Here is a 16,500-nt window from a genome sequence, read left to right as displayed (position 1 = left end):
GCCCACAGCATCACGGTAAGGGGGGATGCGCTTCAAAGGGCAAACGCGACAGCGCGCGCCGTCGTTTCGCTGCGGTATGGGTTGGCCTGTGGCTGCGTATTCGCAGGCCCTATCTAAACCTCCCTGCCCATTGGCGGGAGGGCAGCGACCGAACGGGATGCAGCGGGTAGTGGGGTCGACTCAAGGATTCGCATCGAACACCACGGTCATCTGCCCGTCCCAGCGCGAGCCGGGCAGCTGCACGATCGTCTCCACGGCGGCGCGGTTGGCCGTGAACCGCAGCGTCGAGCGGCGCTGCATCAGGTACCCCTCGGGACTGAAGCGCGGCGCGAGCGCGTCGTCGGCCGATAGCGGCGTGTCCTGTGCGGGGCGTCCGTCCTTCAGATTGCGCATGCCCGGAATGGTCACGTCCACGTCCACGGGCACCACCACCACGTCATCGGCTGCATTGCGGATGCCACAGCCACTGCCGGCTGCATGTTCGCAGCGAAGCTTCATGCTGAAATCCATCGACGAGGTGAGGTGGAACGGCAGCGCCTGGCGCAGCCGTGCGGGCACCTTCCCATGGTTGATCCACTGCGACCAGCCGCCGTCCGGCACCAGTGGCACGCGCGGCGTTTCGCTGGAAAAGCGCACCTGGAAATCATGTATCACATCGAAGACGAAGTTCATCCGGATCGCCGTGGTGCCGGTGATGTTGTCGCCCAGGTCGATGTCGGCATCGGCGCCGCCCGTGGTCCAGGTTTCCTGCGCCGTATAGCGGCCATCCTGCAGGGTCATCGCATTGGGAAGTGCCACCTGAATGCCGATGCCGACGTTGCGGTAGGCGTAGGTCCGCCCGTCCCTTATACGATTGCTGTAGCACGCCTGCGGATTGCGCGGATCACGGACGCCCCAGCCGCCATTGGACCAGCCGACCCCACCGTTACCCCGGATGGCGGTGCAGCCACCGCTGATGCCGTGGTACCACGGATCCACCCCACGCCCGAAGTTCAATCGCAGGGAAATGGCGACAAAGCTGATCTCCGCGTCAAACGTACGCCCGGTGTTGACATCCTGCAACGTGATCGTGCGCGGCGCCGGAAAGCGCACATACGTCGTGTCGCGCTGCACAGTGCCGGTCTGCGGGCCCGACTTGCGCCAGTACTCCCCTCCCCCCAGATCAAAGATGTAGGCCCCCTTCTGGGCACATTGCGTTGGCCGCCAATTGCAGAAGGCGCCGCGTGGCGTGGTGTTTTCGAATACCGTATTGCCGGGGTTCAACGCGTTCGGCCTGAACTGGCCAGTGACGGTCACTTCGCGTACCTGGGCGGCCACCGGGGTGGCGTGCAGCGCGAACAGGACAAGCATCAGCAACGGGAGACATTTCATGGCGGCAACCTGCAGGCCTGGGGGAAGGGGGCGATTCACTGCACGGCAACCGGCGGCGGGCAGCGCACCCCGCCCACCATCAACAGGTCGCCTTCGCGCGGGTAGCTGGCCTGCTCCATCACCAGTTCACAGCGGGTGAGGTTGGGGTAGCGCAGTTCCACCACCGGCGCGCGTGCACTCAGTTCAAGGGTGAAAAATCCATCGTCCTGGCTCACGCTGCGCCCGGCGTGGTTGATCACCTGCACGCCACGCACCCCGCGGCCATCGGCATCCACGACCTGGCCCAATACGGTGAAGGTGCGCAGCACATCAACCGTGGCGTGCATCACCCCGCCCTTGTTGAGGTGGTAGTCGAGCGCGGCCGGCTGCAGGGTGGCCGCCGGGGCCGTGCGGCCGTCGAAATCGATCTGCACCTGGCCGGCGCGGTAGGCGCTGACCGGCACGAAGTTGCGGCCCGGCCGCAGCACCACGCTGCCGCTGCGGCTGTCGTCGGCGCGCAGAACGACATCGGGGACGTCGCTGCGCACGTCCACGATGATGCCGGTGTCCACCGCACCGCTGCGGCCCTGGCCAATGACCGCCACGTGGCCGCCGCCGAACGCCACGGTGCTGTCCAGGTTGGCACTGCCGCTCAGTTGGCCGCTGCCCGCCGCGCGGTACAGCTGCGCATCACCTTCCAGCACTGCATGCTGCAGGTAGGCACCGGCACCGGCGCCTACGCCGCCGCGGTCCGCACCCACGGTGCCGGTCACGCTGCGCAGCACCGGGCCATCCAGGTGCTGGCTGACGGTGGCGGCGAGGTACCCGTCGCGCTGCCCGTTGTCCCCGGTTCGGCTGCCCAGGCTGCCACTGTAGCTGCGGCGATCACTGCCGAGCGCAAGGCTCACCGTCAGGTCGATGCCGCGTTGGCGGTGGTAGCCGGTATGGCGATTGCCCGGACGGTCGTGGGCGGATACGCGCCAGTTCACGTCATGTCGCCCGAACAGTGTTTCGCGGCGGCCGTAGGACACGTCGATGCCGGTGCCACGGGTGAATCCGCTCGAGCGCGCGATACGCACGCTGGCCGTATCGCGGTGGCTGAAACGGTGGGTGATCGACACCGCCGTGGTGTCCTGCCAGCCGCCCTGGCGCTCCCATCGCGGCGCGAGCCCGGCGCCTGGCGCCACGCGGTGGCGTTGTTCGGCCCAACTGCGCGCGTGACTGGCCACGACCGACCCGGCCCGGTAGCGATACAGGCCCTGCAGGTCCAGGCCGCGCCCCCTGTCTGTGGCGGTGTAAAGGTTGGTGTAAGCACTCAGCGCACTGCTGGCCTGCCAGTCCATCGACAGCCCGGCCGCACGGCGTTGCCCGATCTGCTGCACGGTGGCACCGGCCACCGCACGCGGATGCACCAGGTAATTGACCACCGCGCCGGCGGCCACCTTGCCGCTGTCCGCATCGCTGCTGCTGCCGAGCAGGCCGCGCTGCTGGCCGGCGAACGCGCTGTAGCGCCAGCGCCGCGTCGGGTCGCGCCAGCGGCTGGGCTTGTGGATGGTGGCCGCCTCGCGCGAGGCTTCGCGTCCGTCCACCACCACGCGCAGGTCCACCTCGTAGATACCGCCCGGCAAGCGCCGTGTATCGATTTCCTGGATCCCCGGCCTGACGGCCTGGGTGGACAACAGCACGCCATCGCGCAGGATCTCCACCACCCCGTCGCGACTGGCGGTGACATGGACGGGGTACATGCTGGCGCTGCGGGTATCGGCCAGCAGGATGTCCGACGAGCCGACCATGACGCCCAACGCAGTGTCGTTCTGCGTACCGGGTGCGCGCGGCTGGCGGATCACCCCTTCGAAGGTGGGCAGGAAGTAGCCGGCGCGCACGAAGTGGTCACCCAGCTCGCGTTGTGCGTACAACGCGCTGAGGTAGTGGTCGGCGCGGCCAGGCTGCGCGTGGTACTGGTAGCTGCCCAGTGTGCTCCAGCGACCCAGGCTGCCACGCAGCTCGGCGCTGTAGCGGGTGGCCGTGGGCTGGTCCTGGCCCCCGTGCACGGCCAGGCTGTTGCGCAGGATCAGGCCGCGGCTGCCACCCTCGGGCTGGGCAACGTGGCGGTCCTCGCCCCGCGCGCCGCCCGGGGTAAGCAGGCTGAGCAGCGAATTGGAGAGACTGTAATGCAGCGCCGACAGCCCGCGGCAGGCCTCGTGGCAGACGCCCAGTGGCAACGGCTCGGCCAGCTGCGTCGCCCAGCGTGCACGTTCACTGGGTGGCAGGCGGCTGTCATGACTGTCGACGAAGTCCACCACCTGCACGCGGTTGTCGTCGTGCAGCACCACCTCGGCATCGCCGAGGTACTGCCCGTCCAGCTCCACGCGGACCGTGAGCGGGGTGCCGAACAGATGCGCGCGGAACTCGGCCGGCATGCGCTCGCGCTGTTCCAGAAGGCTGGGCAGCTCATCCGGTGCCAGGCCCCCGGCCTGCGAGGACGCGGCAACGACAATGGCACCGATGGCGACGGTCAACCGGGCCAAGGGCGGGCATGCGCGAGGGCGCCTGGGAAACATGGTGCGTTCTCCGGCCTCCCTGCCGCATCCGTGGATGCGGCAGGGAGCGCCTGCAGGGCTCACGGATCGGCGATATCACTTTCGAAGATCATGTGGAACTGGCCGCCATAGCTGCCCTGTTTGTAGCCACCGGTCGGCACCGTCGGGGCGATGGCAAAGGCCAGCGATTTGCCAGCGGCCGCCTGCGCCGCGTTGGCGACGGTGAGCTTCGTGCCGCCCGCAACCGGCACGGCCACGTTGTCCAGCTTCACCACCAGGTCCACGACATCGGCAGCCGACGCCATCTGGGCCGGGGCCGACAGGTAGGCGGTGATGGCGGCCGACGACTTGACGTTGATGACACGGCCGGTCAGTTCACCCAGTACCTGGCGCGCGGTATCCCACGGCAGGTTCTGCGGCAGGCCTTCCCAGCCATCGGGCGTGGATACCTGCAGACCGGCGGTGTTGGGCACGTCGGCCGTGACATTCACGGTGATCGACTTGGTTTCGATGGCGGCGTGGCTCAGCGCCGGGGCCAGCAGCGCGGCGGTGGCGGCCGCCAACGCGTAGGTTTTCAAGGACATGGTGTTGCTCCAGGAAGAGTGGATGGATACAAGACGCCAGGACATGGGCACAGCACCCCCTGCGGGTGCCTGGCGGACCCGATGGGGCATGAACAGCGGGAGGAACGGAACGGTCAGCGGCGCGAATCGATACCGCGCTGGCTGTCGCCCTCCTTCAGGTCGTAGCGGAGGAATCGGCCGTCGGCCAGTTGCAGCGCGTAGGAGCGCCCGGGCCGGACGTGGACGATGATGCCGGGCGTGCAGGTGTCCGGGCGGGCGCGCTCGCACTGGCGCAGGTTGTCCAGCACCACGGTGGCGTTGCCGTGGTTGTACACGCGGCCATCCTGCAGGCGGGTGTCGTAGTGTGCGTGCTCCGGCGCGATGAACAGAATCGTGCCGTAGCCGGTGAACATGCGGATGGACGCGTTCAATTCCGCCGCTTCCTGCGCCTGTTCTTCGCTGAGCGAGAATTCCTCGGCGCTGGGTGCCACCGGGATGAAGCGCAACCGGTAATAACGTTCCTGGTCACGTGCGCCGCGATAGACCAGGCGTGTGGCCTGTTGGCCGTTGCCGGCGATGATCAGGCGGCTGGGGCTGGCGATGACACCGTGCGCGCCAGGGGCGTTGCGTACCAACGCCGCGCCGTCCACCGGCGTTTCACTGGCCTGTCCTTCCGCATCGAAGTGCATCTGGGTCACTTCCACGCGCACGTAGGCCGTGGCGTCACCGGTGTTGCGGATGCGCTTGAGCAGGTTGCTGTGGGTGGGTTCCAGGTAGTCGAACAGCGGCCCGACGCTGATCTGCGGTGTCGCGGCGGCGGCCGGCAAGCAGAGCGTGGACAACAGCAGGGCAATGAGGAAGCGGGGCATGACGCAGCTCGCGTTGGAGAGCGCACAGTCTGTGCACTGACCACCTGGGCGGCCATGCAATTAGTTGCAAATGCAAATATCTATCGATTGCATTGATGCGGTGGATCACCATGCGATATGGCCTGCCGCGGTCTGCCCAGTATGTGATGTGCAACTGCAGGCGGCATGAGCCGCTACAGCAATATGGGCATTCCCGTCTCAACGATGGTCGAGGGTCAGCGTTGCTTCGCCTTGCAGGCGCCCGGGCACCAAGGCAGCGTCCGTACGGATGTACTGGACCTCAAAGGGAATACGCTGTTGACCGGCCGCGGAAAGGCCATGCCGCCAGCGGCTGGAAAACCGCACGGGTGCCCCCGCTCTCAGCAGGCGCAGACGCACCCCCCGGGCCACCGAATCGGTGGTGGGAACCAGTTGCCCGGGCTCGCCGCTGTCGCCATGGATATCGGCCACGGTGAGGTTCAACGGCGTACCCGCCGACCTGCAGTTCACAACGACCTCCAGCGGGCGGGTTCCTGTGGTGGCACCTGGTGTGGACAGATCCACAGCCTGCGCCGGATCCAGCACGAGCGCAGCGTCGCTTGCCGTGCAGGGCAGGTGTGGCAGACGGATCTTCAGCTCCACGGTGTATCGCAGCAATACGGCAGGATTGTCTCTCAACGAGAATTCCACACTGCCGCCGAACGCTGGCACCTCCGTCATCACCCCGCCGCGCGAAAACAGAACCACACCCAGCATTGGCTCGGCGACACGGCCGAATCCGGTTTTGATCATGGTCTCTGTCGACTGGTCGATTCGTAGCGGGACCGGTTGGTTGCCGCCGGCCGAAGGAAGCCGCAGCACGCGGAACGCAATCAACGGCGATGACGCGCTGAACGCGTAGGCCGGGTACCACTGACCCGACCAGAAGACGTCACGGATGTAGGTCAGTCCTGGCATCGACGGGCGGATGAGGACCGGTATGCGAGCACCTGGCGAGCAGCCGGTGAAACGGGACACCGTTGGCGCTGACAGCGGCCCATCCAGTAGTACGTCGGCTGTGGATTCCTGGGCGATGCCACGGTCGCCCCACAGCTCATGCTGCATTGCATTGACAGCGGTGCAGGCCAGCACCGGCGCACTGGCCGTGACGGTTGCCCACAACAGGCAGAGGCGCGCGGGACGAACCGTGGCAAGCGTCATGAAATTTCCCCGGCGGAAGTCGATTCTTCCTCGCCGCTACCGCCGGTGCGCCTTCCCTGCAGATCAGGGCTGAAAGCGGGGGCAAGATAGTAGTACGCACTGCTGTCCAAGCCTGGGAACATCGGTGAGCGCAGCGAGACTTCTCCGGTAGGGATGCTGGACGACTGCATCTGTCCGCCGCGCGAGAACACCAGCGCCGTGTAGCTGACGGTGTATTGCAGGCCATCGCCGGCGTGCGTTTCGTACATGATTTCCATCTCCTCACCCAAGCGCAGCGGCCTGCGGTCGAGAGCATTCCATTACACGTCAAAGGCCAGCAGCGCCGAATCGGCCGAGGTGGCGTACGACGCATACGTTCTGCCCTCGTAGTGCAGTTCACCCACATAGGTAAATCCCGGGATGTCCAGACGCACGATGACAGGAATCGGCCCTCCGGGGAACGAACACTTCCTCATTGCCAAGCGCCCGCGCTCCTGATCCATGAAAATCCGAGGTTGTGTCGGAGCAGATGCATAGAACGAATCGAGCACAACGTCGGGATACGCCGTGTAGTGCTCGCATGCTGCTGCCGCCCCTGAGACCATCAGCGCACCGGCAAGGAGCGCGGCCGCCAGCCGGGGTGGGCCACGCAAAACCTGTTTGTTGCCGCCGTTGTCCACGTCTGGTGCGCGGGGCACGTGGGTTCGGCGTGGTGGAGAGAAACGTGTGGAATGAATGGGCTCAAGTTTCATGCTGGCGCCTCAGCGAAGATCGGACCATCCTCGCCGTTGCCGCTGTGCCATGCCATCCAATTTGTTGCAGAATCGCCAACATTCGCGTACCTGCAGGAAATTGCCGCGCGCGCATCATCTGCACGGGCGAGCTACACGGCCTTACCAGTAGTCGACATTGAGCACCGCCTCCCCCTTGATCAGACCAGGCATCAACGGCTCATCGGTCCGGATGTAGCGAGCGGTGAATGCAATGTCATGCGTTCCGCCAACACCCGGTTCGAAATTCCAGATACGTCCGAAGTTCACTTCACTCCCCGCTTGCAGGAGCTGCACCCGCACACCTTTGGCATCTGAATCAGCCGTGGGTGTCAGTTGGCTTCCCGAATTTGTCGGGTCGCCAGCATCGGTCAGGGTGATCTGCGCGCGCGGCGCATCCGTGCCGCAACTCAGGCGGACCGCCACCGGCTTCTCCTTGGCAGTGCTGCCCGGCGTGGGCAACTCTGCCCACTGGACATCCTGAAGCGTTTCCGAGACATCCTGCAGCGGACAGGTCACGGCCGGGAACTGGGGCGCGAGATAGTAGTCCGATGTTACATCAAGCTCAGGGTGTGCCGGCGATCGCAGCGACACCTGCCCGGTCCGCACGCTGGACGTGCGCATGCGCCCGCCGCGCGAGAAGACCAGCGCCGTGTAGTTGATGGTGTTCTGCTGGCCATCCCCTGCAGCGGTTTCATACGGCAGCTCCAGTTCCTCGCCCAAACGCACGGGCCTGCGATCAAGGAAGTTCGAGAAGGTATCGAAGGCAAGCAGCGCTGAGTCGGTGGCAGTGGCATAGGATGCGTAGGTCCGCCCTTGGTATTGGATGTCCCCAGCATAGGTCAACCCAGGAACCTCCAGGCGCACGAAGACCGAAACGATGCCACCGGGCAGCGCGCATTTTTGATAGGCAACCCGGCCTCGCTCCTCAGCCATGAAGACATTGGGTCCAGTCGGAGCAGACGTATAGACTGTGTCGAGCAGCACGTCCGGCTTCGCCGAGTATTGCTCACAGGCAACCACGGTACCAGCGGATAGCAGGAGTGCCAGCGAAGTGAACAGTTTCGCGGGGAGCGACATGCGCGTCGATACCCCGGTAGATGAGGTGCGGACAAGGACAGACATACAACGATCTCCATTTCAGCAGATAGCCAGTGGCCGGCGCACATCGCGCGCGTACGGCCATCACTCACTCGTAGTCAGCAGTAACCACGATCTCAGTGGACACATCGCCGGCACTCAGCGAAGAACCGGTCGGCGCGTAGTACGCCGCGCGCAGGTCGTAGCGCGCGGTGTCGCCGGTCACCGGCACATCGATGCCGGTGTCGCCGTCCTTCAGATAGGTGGTGCCTGTGGTGCCCGACAGCAGCGAGATCGAGACGCCGCTGGCCGGATCGGTGGTCGCGGTGTTCTTCCAGCGCTCGGCATCGCCATCGGCCGCGGTGCCGGCGAAGGACAGCACGGCCTTGCTCACGCCCACGCAGCCGTTGAACTCCAGCGCGCCGGCCTTGATCTGGCTGTCCGCGCCGGGGGTGAGGTCGCTGGCCTTGACCGGATCCAGATCGATCGGCGCGGCGGTGAGCGTGCAGGTGCCGGGCAGCACCCGGCCGGTGATGGTGAGGGTGGCGGTGTCAGCCAGGGCCAGCGGCGCGACGGCCAGCAGAGCGGTGCACAGGGTGATGCGGTTGAACAGGTGCATGCGGAACTCCGGATAGAGAGAGGAAAGGGAACTCAGAACGACGATTCGCCAGACGCTTCCAGTGCGGCCTGCAGGCCCGGGCTGGGCGCAGGCAGCGGGGTGCAGACCGCCTGGCTCCACGACAGGCCGTAGGCATCGGGGGTGGTGTATTCCAGGCGGTAGGCACGCTCTGGCGCGACCAGACCCAATGCCAGCGATACGGCGGCGGCCGTTGCCAGGCAATGGCGTGCGCGACGAAGAGGCGGAGCGAAGACAAGCGCGCATGCATTCATTGCAACGATGATTCGACGTCGGCTGAAACCGACACCGCCCTGGGGATGAGGGGCGCAGCGTAGGCGCCTACCCCGGGTCATCCCATGCAATTAGTTGCAATGCTCAATGCAATCACCGGAATTAAAGAGATTTTGCCTATCTCAATTTCAAGCGCATTCATTTTCCGAGCACCTCACGCACGAGGATGCCGCGTTGACCTCTTCGCTCTACCCCTGTCTGCCCACGCCGTCGCACGCCTGCCGGATACACCCCGCAGAAGCGACGGAGACCGCGTCCGGCACCGCGATAGGCGCTCACGCCGACGAGGGCATTACCCTGCTCGGCTGCCTGCAGCGCATTCGCCACGCGGTGTTGGCGTTCATGTCAGCGACGGCGGAGACCGCCGTGCGGCGCTACCAGTAGTCCGCAGTGAAGATCGCCTCGCCTTTGATGGCGCCAGCACCGAGTGGCTCGCTGACACGGATGTAGCGCGCGGTGAATTCATGATCGTGAACACCATCGGTACCGGGATTGAAGTCCCACGCTTGGCCGAACTGCACTTCGACGCCGCTTCTCAACAGCTGCACCCGGACGCCCTTCGCGTTCGAATCCGCAGAAGGCGTCAGCATGCTGCCGGTGTTGGCGGCATCGCCAGCGTCGGTCAGCATGACATCGGCGCGCGGCACTGCGGCGGCACAGTCCATGCGAATGGCAACCGTTTTCTCCTTGGCGGTGGCGCCCGGCGCAGCCAATTCGGAGGCGGCCACGTCCTGGAGCATTTCGGACGCATCGCGCAACAAACAGGTCGTGGGGGGAAATGTCATCTTGACGCTCACCGGAACCGTTGCATTCAGTGTCGGCTGCAGAGGCGCTGTGAACTGCACGTCCGCCAACGCCTGAAAGTCCCTCATCCTCCCACCACGGCTGTATACATAAGCGATCACAATCTGGTTGCCATTGGCATCCACCTTTTCGACTCTGTTGTTGCCAATCCGCATCGGGTGGTAAGTCGAGTCAACCGAGAGGACGAATCCGATCAGCGCGGAGTCCGGCCCCACTTCATACAACGGTAATGGACCGGTCAATGGATACGCGGTGAAATCGACATCCGTGACCCAGCGCATGCCCGGCGCACTCACCGTTACGTCGACCTGCATTGGTGTGGCTGCGGGGCACCCGCCAAAACCAACGTTGGTGCCATCGTCCCAGATCATCCTGATGGTATCGGGATGGGTGGATCTGCTCTTGTCGATCACGATGGGGGCCATCACCGTCGCGGTGCACGCCCGGGCCGGCGCTGAGAAAGCCACCAGCCCAAGGAAAGCGAGCGCTGTGCCGGCGAGGCACTTCCTTCCCGCGTGGTCCATCACGTTGCGCAGGGAGCTACTCATAGTCTGCTGTCACCACGATTTCCGTGGACACGTCACCGGCGCTCAATACCGCACCGGTAGGCGCGTAGTAGGCCGCGCGCAGGTCGTAGCGCGCGGTGGCGCCGGTCACCGGCACATCGATGCCGGTGTCGCCGTCCTTCAGATAGGTGGTGCCTGTGGTGCCCGACAGCAGCGAGATCGAGACGCCGCTGGCCGGATCGGTGGTCGCGGTGTTCTTCCAGCGCTCGGCATCGCCATCGGCCGCGGTGCCGGCGAAGGACAGCACGGCCTTGCTCACGCCCACGCAGCCGTTGAACTCCAGCGCGCCGGCCTTGATCTGGCTGTCCGCGCCGGGGGTGAGGTCGCTGGCCTTGACCGGATCCAGATCGATCGGCGCGGCGGTGAGCGTGCAGGTGCCGGGCAGCACCCGGCCGGTGATGGTGAGGGTGGCGGTGTCAGCCAGGGCCAGCGGCGCGACGGCCAGCAGAGCGGTGCACAGGGTGATGCGGTTGAACAGGTGCATGCGGAACTCCGGATAGAGAGAGGAAAGGGAACTCAAAACGACGATTCGCCAGGCGCTTCCAGTGCGGCCTGCAGGCCCGGGCTGGGCGCAGGCAGCGGGGTGCAGACCGCCTGGCTCCACGACAGGCCGTAGGCATCGGGGGCATCGGGGGTGGTGTATTCCAGGCGACAGCGCTGCGCGCCGTCGGGGTCGACGATCAGGGCACCCTGCGCCGGCGCGCCGCGCAACTGGATCACCCCGCCCTGCCCGACCGCACCGAATGCGCGGCCGGCCTCGTCTTCAACGCGGGCGGCGAACGGCAGGGGCTGGCCCAGCGCGTCGGTGGCATCGATGAACAGCGTGCGCTCGCGCTTGGCGTTGAAGGCCACCCGCACGATGCTGCCGGCGGTGGGTGCCACCCGCTGCGAGGTCTGCAGCAGCTCCACATCCAGCGGCAGGCCGGACGGGTCCAGGTCGATCTGGTTCCAGCGGTAGGGGCTGACATGCGGCAGCAGCGCATAGCCATTGCGCGCCACCCGGGTATCGCTTCCGTACCCGACCTTTGCCCCATGCGCACCCTCGGCCTGGATCAACGCAAAGCCGTCGCCCACCGGGGCGCCGAGGTTGACGCCGCCGCCGTGCAGCACCACGCTGCCGGCCGCGCTGGCCGACACCGCGCTGTAGTCGCCGGAACGGGTATACCCCGCGCTGAAGGTGCCACGTCCGCCCTGGTAGGTGGTGTAGGCACTGGTACTGCGCTGGCCGTTGCTGGCATCGCTGGCCGACAGGCTGTAACTCAGTGCGCGGTCCTCACCCAGCGTGCCGTTGATGCCCAGCTGCGCCTGGTGACCGGCAGCGGACTGCCCGACCTGGCTGCTCAGGCGCGGCGCACTCGGGCTGCGGCCCAGCGGCACGCTCACGTTGAATGCATAGCGGGTGTCCTGGCGGCCGTTGCCCAACTGGTAGCGCATCGCGGAGATGCCGTAGTTGGCGCGGCCCCAGGTGCTCTGGAAGCGCAGCTGGAAATCGTTCTGGCGGTCGGCGCTGTCCCAGTAGCTCACATGGCCCCCGCTCAGCGACAGCGTGCTGCGCTCGCCCACTCGCTGCGAGAAGTTCACCTGGTAGCGCTGGCGCGCACGGCGGCCATAGCCCCAGTCGTCGCTGCGTGCGTCGGCGAAGTCGGTCAGGGTGAGATAGCCTTGCGTGCTGTAGCGGTGCGCGGCCAGGCCGAAGTTGGTGCCGGTGGCGGCAACATAGCGCTGGAAGTTGAGCCGCACACTGTTGCCGGTCACCTGCTCGCCGTTGCTCAGGCGTGCGCGCGAATGGGTGATGTCGGCACCGAACGCGCCGATCGGCGTGTTCACCGCACCGCCGACCAATGCCGCCTGGAAACCTTCACTGGCCTGTACGCCGCCCAATGCGGTGAAGCGGTTGCTGATTCCGCGTGCGTAGGTGCCTTCGGCAAAGCGCAGGTCCTCGCCGCCGCGACGGGAGGCGCGCAGTTCACCGGCGGTGGCGCTGAAGCGGCTCGCGCCGGGGCGCAGCGCCTGCGGCACGGCCGAGAAGCTGACCTTGAAGCGCTGGGTCCGGCCGTCCGCTTCGGTGACAGTCACGTCCAGGTCGCCGCCGAAGTTGGTGGGGTACAGATCCTCGATGGAGAACGGCCCCGGCGCGACGGTCACCTCATGGATGACATGGCCGTTCTGGCGGATGGTGACCACCGCGTTGCCCTCGGCAATGCCCTGCACCACCGGGGCGAAGCCGCGCAGCGAATCGGGCAGCATGCGCTCGTCGGTGGCCACGCGTGCACCGCTGAAGGCCACGCTTTCAAACAACTCGCCGCCGGTGCTGCTCTGGCCGATCAGCAGCTGGCTGTTGAGCCACGGCAGGTCGCGCTGCAGGTGGCTGCTGATCACATCGTGTCGCGAACCGTGCGTGCCCTGGCTGAACGACGCGCGATGGCGCAACCGCCAGGCACCCAGATTGATGCCCGCATTGACGCTGGCGTAGGTGTTGTCCTGCCCTTGGCTGCGATTGTGGTTGACGTTGTAGTCGAAGAATCCTGCCGTGACGCCATAGTCGCGCTGCGCCGGTGCCACGTAGCCACGCGCGGTGCTGACCTGTGCGGCCTGCGGAACCGTCACCAGCAGCTGCAACGCGCCGCTGTCGAAGCTGACCGTGGCGCCCGGCACGATGGCCATCAGGTCGACACAGGCCGACGCATCATCACCCAGTGGCGTCAGGTAGGCATCCTTCAGACCCAGTTCGCGCACCAGTGCCACCGGCAGGCACGGCACGGCGCCCTGTTCGCCCGGCACGAAGGTGATGTCGCGGCTTTCGCGGAACGCCCCGTTGACCACCAGGTCCAGCGGGTACACGCCTGGCGCCATCGGATTGCCCTGCGCGTAGCGCTGCAGGTCGATGGCCTCGCCGCCGATCAGGAACCCTTCGCTGAACTGCAGGCCGTCGAGCGGATCGGCCCGGCTTGGCGCGACCATACCCAATGCCAGCGAGACGGCGATAGCCGTTGCCAGGCAGTGGCGCGTGCGACGACGAGGCGGAGCGAAGACTGGCGAGCATGCATTCATGGCGACGATCATTCGACGTCGGCTGAAACCGACATCGCCCTGTGGATGAGGGGTCGCAGCGTAGGGGTCTACTGCGCGTCATCCCATGCAATTAGTTGCAATGCTCAATGCAACCCTTGGAACTAGAGAGATTTTGCCTATCTAAGTTTCAAGCGCATTCATTTTCAGCGTCACCCGATCTGCATGGTTTGAAATGCGGCGGATTCCCTATAGGTGTCACGCGCGGGCACGGTGCGCCGTGCATTGAACGCCACCTGTACAAACGGCGGCCATTTAAGACACCGCCTATCGTTTGCAACTTATTGCATGGTTCCGAGATATGTCTGGAACGACACTGCGCTCCTCGTATTTTCCAACCCGAGTGCAGATCATGTTGAACAAATTGAATGTAGCGATCATTTCCCTGCTGGCTGCCACGGCCGCACCGTCGGCCATGGCCGAGAAGCTGGAGATCACCGGCGAGCTGATGACCTCCACCTGCGCGGTGGACTCCACCGGCGGCACCATCACCGTGGCGATGGGCCAGGTCGACCTGAAGTCGGTCAACGCCAACACCCGTGCCGGCCAGAAGAACTTCAGCATCGGCCTGGACTGCTCCGGTTCGGGCAGTTCCCAGGAGGTGGGTGTGCGCTTTGGCGGCACGCCGCATGGCAGCACCGGCAACCTGGGTGTCGCTCCGGGCGGCGCGCAGAACGTGGGCGTTGCGCTGTACGACGCCGCCGGTGCGCACCAGAAGATCGGTGAAGATCCCACGCAGTGGGTGGTCATTCCTGCCGACGGCAAAGGCCAGCTGGACTACAGCGCGTGGTACGCCTCGCCGGGCCAGGACGCAACGGCCGGCAAGGCCGATGCCTCCGGTGATTTCGTGGTGCTCTACAAGTAACTCAACGCCCTTTCGCCGTACCTGCCGCACGTGCGGCAGGTACGGCACTTTCTTCTGGAGCAGGTGAGCAATGAACATGCGCATTACATCCCGGGCGTTCGCCCTGGTGACGCTGCTGCTGGCGAGCCATGCCTCGCTGGCCGCGGTTACGCTGCAAGGCACCCGCATCGTGCACGACGCAGGCAAGGGTCGCGACGTCACAGTGAAGGCAAGCAACGGTGGCGACCAGCCGGCCATGGTGCAGGTGTGGGTGGACGCGGGCGATAGTCATGCCCGGCCGGAGAACGTGCGCACGCCGTTCCGGCTTACCCCGGCCGACCCGCGCCTGCTGCAGGCGCATCAGGGCCAGGCCTATCGCATCACCTATGCACCGCGCCCGTCGGAGGCACCGCTGCCAACCGACCGCGAATCGGTGTTCTATTTCAACCTGCTGGACATTCCGCCCAAGCCGACCGATGCCGCAGGCAAGAATCTGCTGCAATTCGCCGTGCGCACGCGTGTGAAGCTGTTTCACCGTCCCGCAGGGTTGCCCGGCAACGCCCGCGATGCCGCGGCTGCGCTGGTATGGACCGGTGCGGGCAATGCCTTGCAGGTCACCAACCCTACCGCCTACCACGTCACCCTGAGCACGCTGACGCTGGCGGACGGCCGCAAGGTGGAGGTGGACATGATCGCCCCGGGCCAGCAGGTGCGCTACGCGCTGCCGGCGGGTGCCCCGATGCCGGCGAAGGTGACGTTCCAGTGGCTGGACGACTACGGCACGCCGCGGGACCAGCAGGCGACCGTGAGCATCCCGTAACACCCGCCTCGCGACCGTGGCGCCGGGCTCTGCCCGGCGGCTCACTCCGCGAAGTGCTGGTAGCCGCCGGGCCCGGTTTCGCCTTCGCACTGCACGCCCTGCCCGTCCACGATGCGGCCGATGCGGGTGAGCGGCAGGCGCAGCGATTCGGCTACGGCATGCAGCGCCTCGCGCTGGTCGGCGGCGGCGGTGAAGCACAGTTCGTAATCGTCGCCGCCGCGCAGGGCACACGCACGCGCGGCGTCGCGGCCAAGCACCGCACGCAGCGCCGGTGACAGCGGCACGGCGTCGGCATCCACTTCGGCACGCACGCCACTGCGCGCGGCGATGTGGCCCAGGTCGGCCAGCAGGCCGTCGGAGATATCCACGGCGGCATGCGCGAAGGCCCGCAGGCGCAGGCCCAGCGTCACCCGTGGGGTCGGCCGCAGCAGGCGCAGGCGCAGTGTTTCGTAATCACCCAGCACGGTGGCGGTGGCGATGTTCAACTCGCCGCGCTGCCACAGCTGCAGGGCACCGGCGGCGTCGCCGAGTGTGCCGCTCACCCAGATGTCATCGCCCACCTGGGCGCGGTCGCGGCGCAGCGCCTGGCCACGTGCCACCTGCCCCATCGCCGTGACCGACAGCGACAGCGGACCACGCGTGGTGTCGCCGCCGATCAACGCGATGGCGTGTTCGTCGGCCAGCGCGAAAAAGCCGTCGGCGAAGGATTCGATCCAGTCCGGGTGCGCGTCGGGCAGCGACAATGCCAGCGTGCACCAGGCCGGGCGTGCGCCCATCGCGGCCAGGTCGGACAGATTGACCGCCAGGGTCTTCCAGCCGATGTCGAAGGGCATGGTCTCGGCCGGGAAATGCACGCCGCTGTTGAGCGTGTCGGCGGTGACCACCAGCTGTTCGTTCGGGCGCGGCTGCAGCAGCGCCGCGTCATCGCCGATGCCGAGCACCACGTCGTCGCGCTCGGCGGTGCGGGCACGGATGCGGTCGATCAGGGCGAATTCGGCAAGGGACATGGGGCGCTCCCGCGGTTGTGCGTGCCGCGCAGTGCGCGGTGGGGCGGTTTTTCGTGCCGCGCGACGCGCGGTTGTCGGTAGTGCCTGCCGCGCTGCGTGCGGTTGTCGGTAGTGCCGGCCGCTGGCCGGCAACCTCAGACTCCCGGTGGT

General features: G+C 66.4%; 16 protein-coding genes. 2 read left to right on the top strand and 14 right to left on the bottom strand.

Going from position 1 to position 16,500, the window contains the following annotated elements; all coding sequences use genetic code 11:
• Positions 1-180 precede the first annotated feature (180 nt).
• From ABE472_RS11815 to ABE472_RS11755, 13 genes are all read right to left on the bottom strand, one after another.
• Positions 181-1,371, bottom strand: coding sequence for a hypothetical protein (locus ABE472_RS11815; RefSeq protein WP_346466258.1), 1,191 nt, complete (start codon positions 1,369-1,371; stop codon positions 181-183).
• Positions 1,372-1,406: 35 nt separating this feature from the next.
• A complete protein-coding gene (locus tag ABE472_RS11810) occupies positions 1,407-3,878 on the bottom strand; it encodes a TcfC E-set like domain-containing protein (protein WP_346466257.1) in 2,472 nt (823 codons plus the stop codon).
• A 92-nt stretch (positions 3,879-3,970) separates the two neighbouring features.
• A complete protein-coding gene (locus tag ABE472_RS11805) occupies positions 3,971-4,474 on the bottom strand; it encodes a CS1 type fimbrial major subunit (RefSeq protein WP_346466256.1) in 504 nt (167 codons plus the stop codon).
• Positions 4,475-4,587: 113 nt separating this feature from the next.
• Complete coding sequence (locus tag ABE472_RS11800) at positions 4,588-5,322, bottom strand: CS1 fimbrial subunit B flags: Precursor (RefSeq protein WP_346466255.1); 735 nt, start codon at positions 5,320-5,322, stop codon at positions 4,588-4,590.
• Positions 5,323-5,520: 198 nt separating this feature from the next.
• A complete protein-coding gene (locus ABE472_RS11795; RefSeq protein WP_346466254.1) occupies positions 5,521-6,501 on the bottom strand; it encodes a hypothetical protein in 981 nt (326 codons plus the stop codon).
• Entirely contained in the window at positions 6,498-6,758 is a 261-nt protein-coding gene (locus tag ABE472_RS11790) for a hypothetical protein (protein WP_346466253.1), read from the bottom strand. Before ABE472_RS11790 ends, ABE472_RS11795 begins: the two co-directional genes overlap by 4 nt.
• A 42-nt stretch (positions 6,759-6,800) precedes the next feature.
• Positions 6,801-7,232: a hypothetical protein gene (locus ABE472_RS11785; protein WP_346466252.1), complete on the bottom strand. Its 432-nt coding sequence runs from the start codon at positions 7,230-7,232 to the stop codon at positions 6,801-6,803.
• 141 nt (positions 7,233-7,373) lie between these two features.
• Positions 7,374-8,375: a fimbrial protein gene (locus ABE472_RS11780; RefSeq protein ID WP_346466251.1), complete on the bottom strand. Its 1,002-nt coding sequence runs from the start codon at positions 8,373-8,375 to the stop codon at positions 7,374-7,376.
• A 64-nt stretch (positions 8,376-8,439) separates the two neighbouring features.
• Positions 8,440-8,949 carry a fimbrial protein gene (locus tag ABE472_RS11775; RefSeq protein ID WP_346466250.1) on the bottom strand — a complete coding sequence of 170 codons (510 nt, stop codon included), beginning with the start codon at positions 8,947-8,949 and terminating at the stop codon, positions 8,440-8,442.
• Between the two features lie 32 nt (positions 8,950-8,981).
• On the bottom strand, positions 8,982-9,221 hold the full coding sequence (locus tag ABE472_RS11770; RefSeq protein ID WP_346466249.1) for a hypothetical protein: 240 nt from the start codon (positions 9,219-9,221) through the stop codon (positions 8,982-8,984).
• 393 nt (positions 9,222-9,614) lie between these two features.
• Positions 9,615-10,592, bottom strand: a complete 978-nt coding sequence (locus tag ABE472_RS11765; protein WP_241659006.1) for a fimbrial protein — start codon at positions 10,590-10,592, stop codon at positions 9,615-9,617.
• A complete protein-coding gene (locus ABE472_RS11760; protein ID WP_346466248.1) occupies positions 10,585-11,094 on the bottom strand; it encodes a fimbrial protein in 510 nt (169 codons plus the stop codon). The genes ABE472_RS11765 and ABE472_RS11760 overlap by 8 nt, the downstream gene beginning before the upstream one ends.
• A 32-nt stretch (positions 11,095-11,126) precedes the next feature.
• Positions 11,127-13,571 carry a fimbria/pilus outer membrane usher protein gene (locus ABE472_RS11755; RefSeq protein ID WP_346466247.1) on the bottom strand — a complete coding sequence of 815 codons (2,445 nt, stop codon included), beginning with the start codon at positions 13,569-13,571 and terminating at the stop codon, positions 11,127-11,129.
• A 460-nt stretch (positions 13,572-14,031) separates the two neighbouring features.
• Here ABE472_RS11755 and ABE472_RS11750 point away from each other — a divergent pair, with 460 nt between their 5' ends.
• Together ABE472_RS11750 and ABE472_RS11745 are read left to right on the top strand one after the other, a co-directional pair.
• Complete coding sequence (locus tag ABE472_RS11750; protein ID WP_070471763.1) at positions 14,032-14,544, top strand: fimbrial protein; 513 nt, start codon at positions 14,032-14,034, stop codon at positions 14,542-14,544.
• Between the two features lie 76 nt (positions 14,545-14,620).
• Positions 14,621-15,343 (top strand): molecular chaperone, encoded by a 723-nt coding sequence (locus ABE472_RS11745; RefSeq protein WP_102789037.1) that lies wholly within the window; start codon positions 14,621-14,623, stop codon positions 15,341-15,343.
• Positions 15,344-15,384: 41 nt separating this feature from the next.
• On the opposite strand, the gene thiL is transcribed toward ABE472_RS11745, so the two are convergent.
• On the bottom strand, positions 15,385-16,350 hold the full coding sequence (thiL, locus tag ABE472_RS11740) for a thiamine-phosphate kinase (RefSeq protein ID WP_346466246.1): 966 nt from the start codon (positions 16,348-16,350) through the stop codon (positions 15,385-15,387).
• Positions 16,351-16,500: the final 150 nt, after the last annotated feature.

Origin of the sequence: Stenotrophomonas sp. TWI809 (assembly GCF_039673205.1) — a bacterium.
Taxonomy (GTDB): Bacteria; Pseudomonadota; Gammaproteobacteria; order Xanthomonadales; family Xanthomonadaceae; genus Stenotrophomonas.
Note: the sequence above shows the minus strand (reverse complement) of the source record. Positions and strands in the feature narration are given on the sequence as shown.

Excerpts from the sequence above, each read along its gene's own strand:
- ABE472_RS11780 (WP_346466251.1), bottom strand. The coding sequence starts at position 8,375 with ATGTCTGTCCTTGTCCGCACCTCATCTACCGGGGTATCGACGCGCATG.
- ABE472_RS11775 (WP_346466250.1), bottom strand. The coding sequence starts at position 8,949 with ATGCACCTGTTCAACCGCATCACCCTGTGCACCGCTCTGCTGGCCGTC.
- ABE472_RS11805 (WP_346466256.1), bottom strand. The coding sequence starts at position 4,474 with ATGTCCTTGAAAACCTACGCGTTGGCGGCCGCCACCGCCGCGCTGCTG.
- ABE472_RS11750 (WP_070471763.1), top strand. The coding sequence starts at position 14,032 with ATGTTGAACAAATTGAATGTAGCGATCATTTCCCTGCTGGCTGCCACG.
- ABE472_RS11760 (WP_346466248.1), bottom strand. The coding sequence starts at position 11,094 with ATGCACCTGTTCAACCGCATCACCCTGTGCACCGCTCTGCTGGCCGTC.
- ABE472_RS11770 (WP_346466249.1), bottom strand. The coding sequence starts at position 9,221 with ATGAATGCATGCGCGCTTGTCTTCGCTCCGCCTCTTCGTCGCGCACGC.
- thiL (WP_346466246.1), bottom strand. The coding sequence starts at position 16,350 with ATGTCCCTTGCCGAATTCGCCCTGATCGACCGCATCCGTGCCCGCACC.
- ABE472_RS11785 (WP_346466252.1), bottom strand. The coding sequence starts at position 7,232 with ATGAAACTTGAGCCCATTCATTCCACACGTTTCTCTCCACCACGCCGA.
- ABE472_RS11815 (WP_346466258.1), bottom strand. The coding sequence starts at position 1,371 with ATGAAATGTCTCCCGTTGCTGATGCTTGTCCTGTTCGCGCTGCACGCC.
- ABE472_RS11755 (WP_346466247.1), bottom strand. The coding sequence starts at position 13,571 with ATGGTCGCGCCAAGCCGGGCCGATCCGCTCGACGGCCTGCAGTTCAGC.
- ABE472_RS11790 (WP_346466253.1), bottom strand. The coding sequence starts at position 6,758 with ATGGAAATCATGTACGAAACGCACGCCGGCGATGGCCTGCAATACACC.
- ABE472_RS11765 (WP_241659006.1), bottom strand. The coding sequence starts at position 10,592 with ATGAGTAGCTCCCTGCGCAACGTGATGGACCACGCGGGAAGGAAGTGC.
- ABE472_RS11800 (WP_346466255.1), bottom strand. The coding sequence starts at position 5,322 with ATGCCCCGCTTCCTCATTGCCCTGCTGTTGTCCACGCTCTGCTTGCCG.
- ABE472_RS11795 (WP_346466254.1), bottom strand. The coding sequence starts at position 6,501 with ATGACGCTTGCCACGGTTCGTCCCGCGCGCCTCTGCCTGTTGTGGGCA.
- ABE472_RS11745 (WP_102789037.1), top strand. The coding sequence starts at position 14,621 with ATGCGCATTACATCCCGGGCGTTCGCCCTGGTGACGCTGCTGCTGGCG.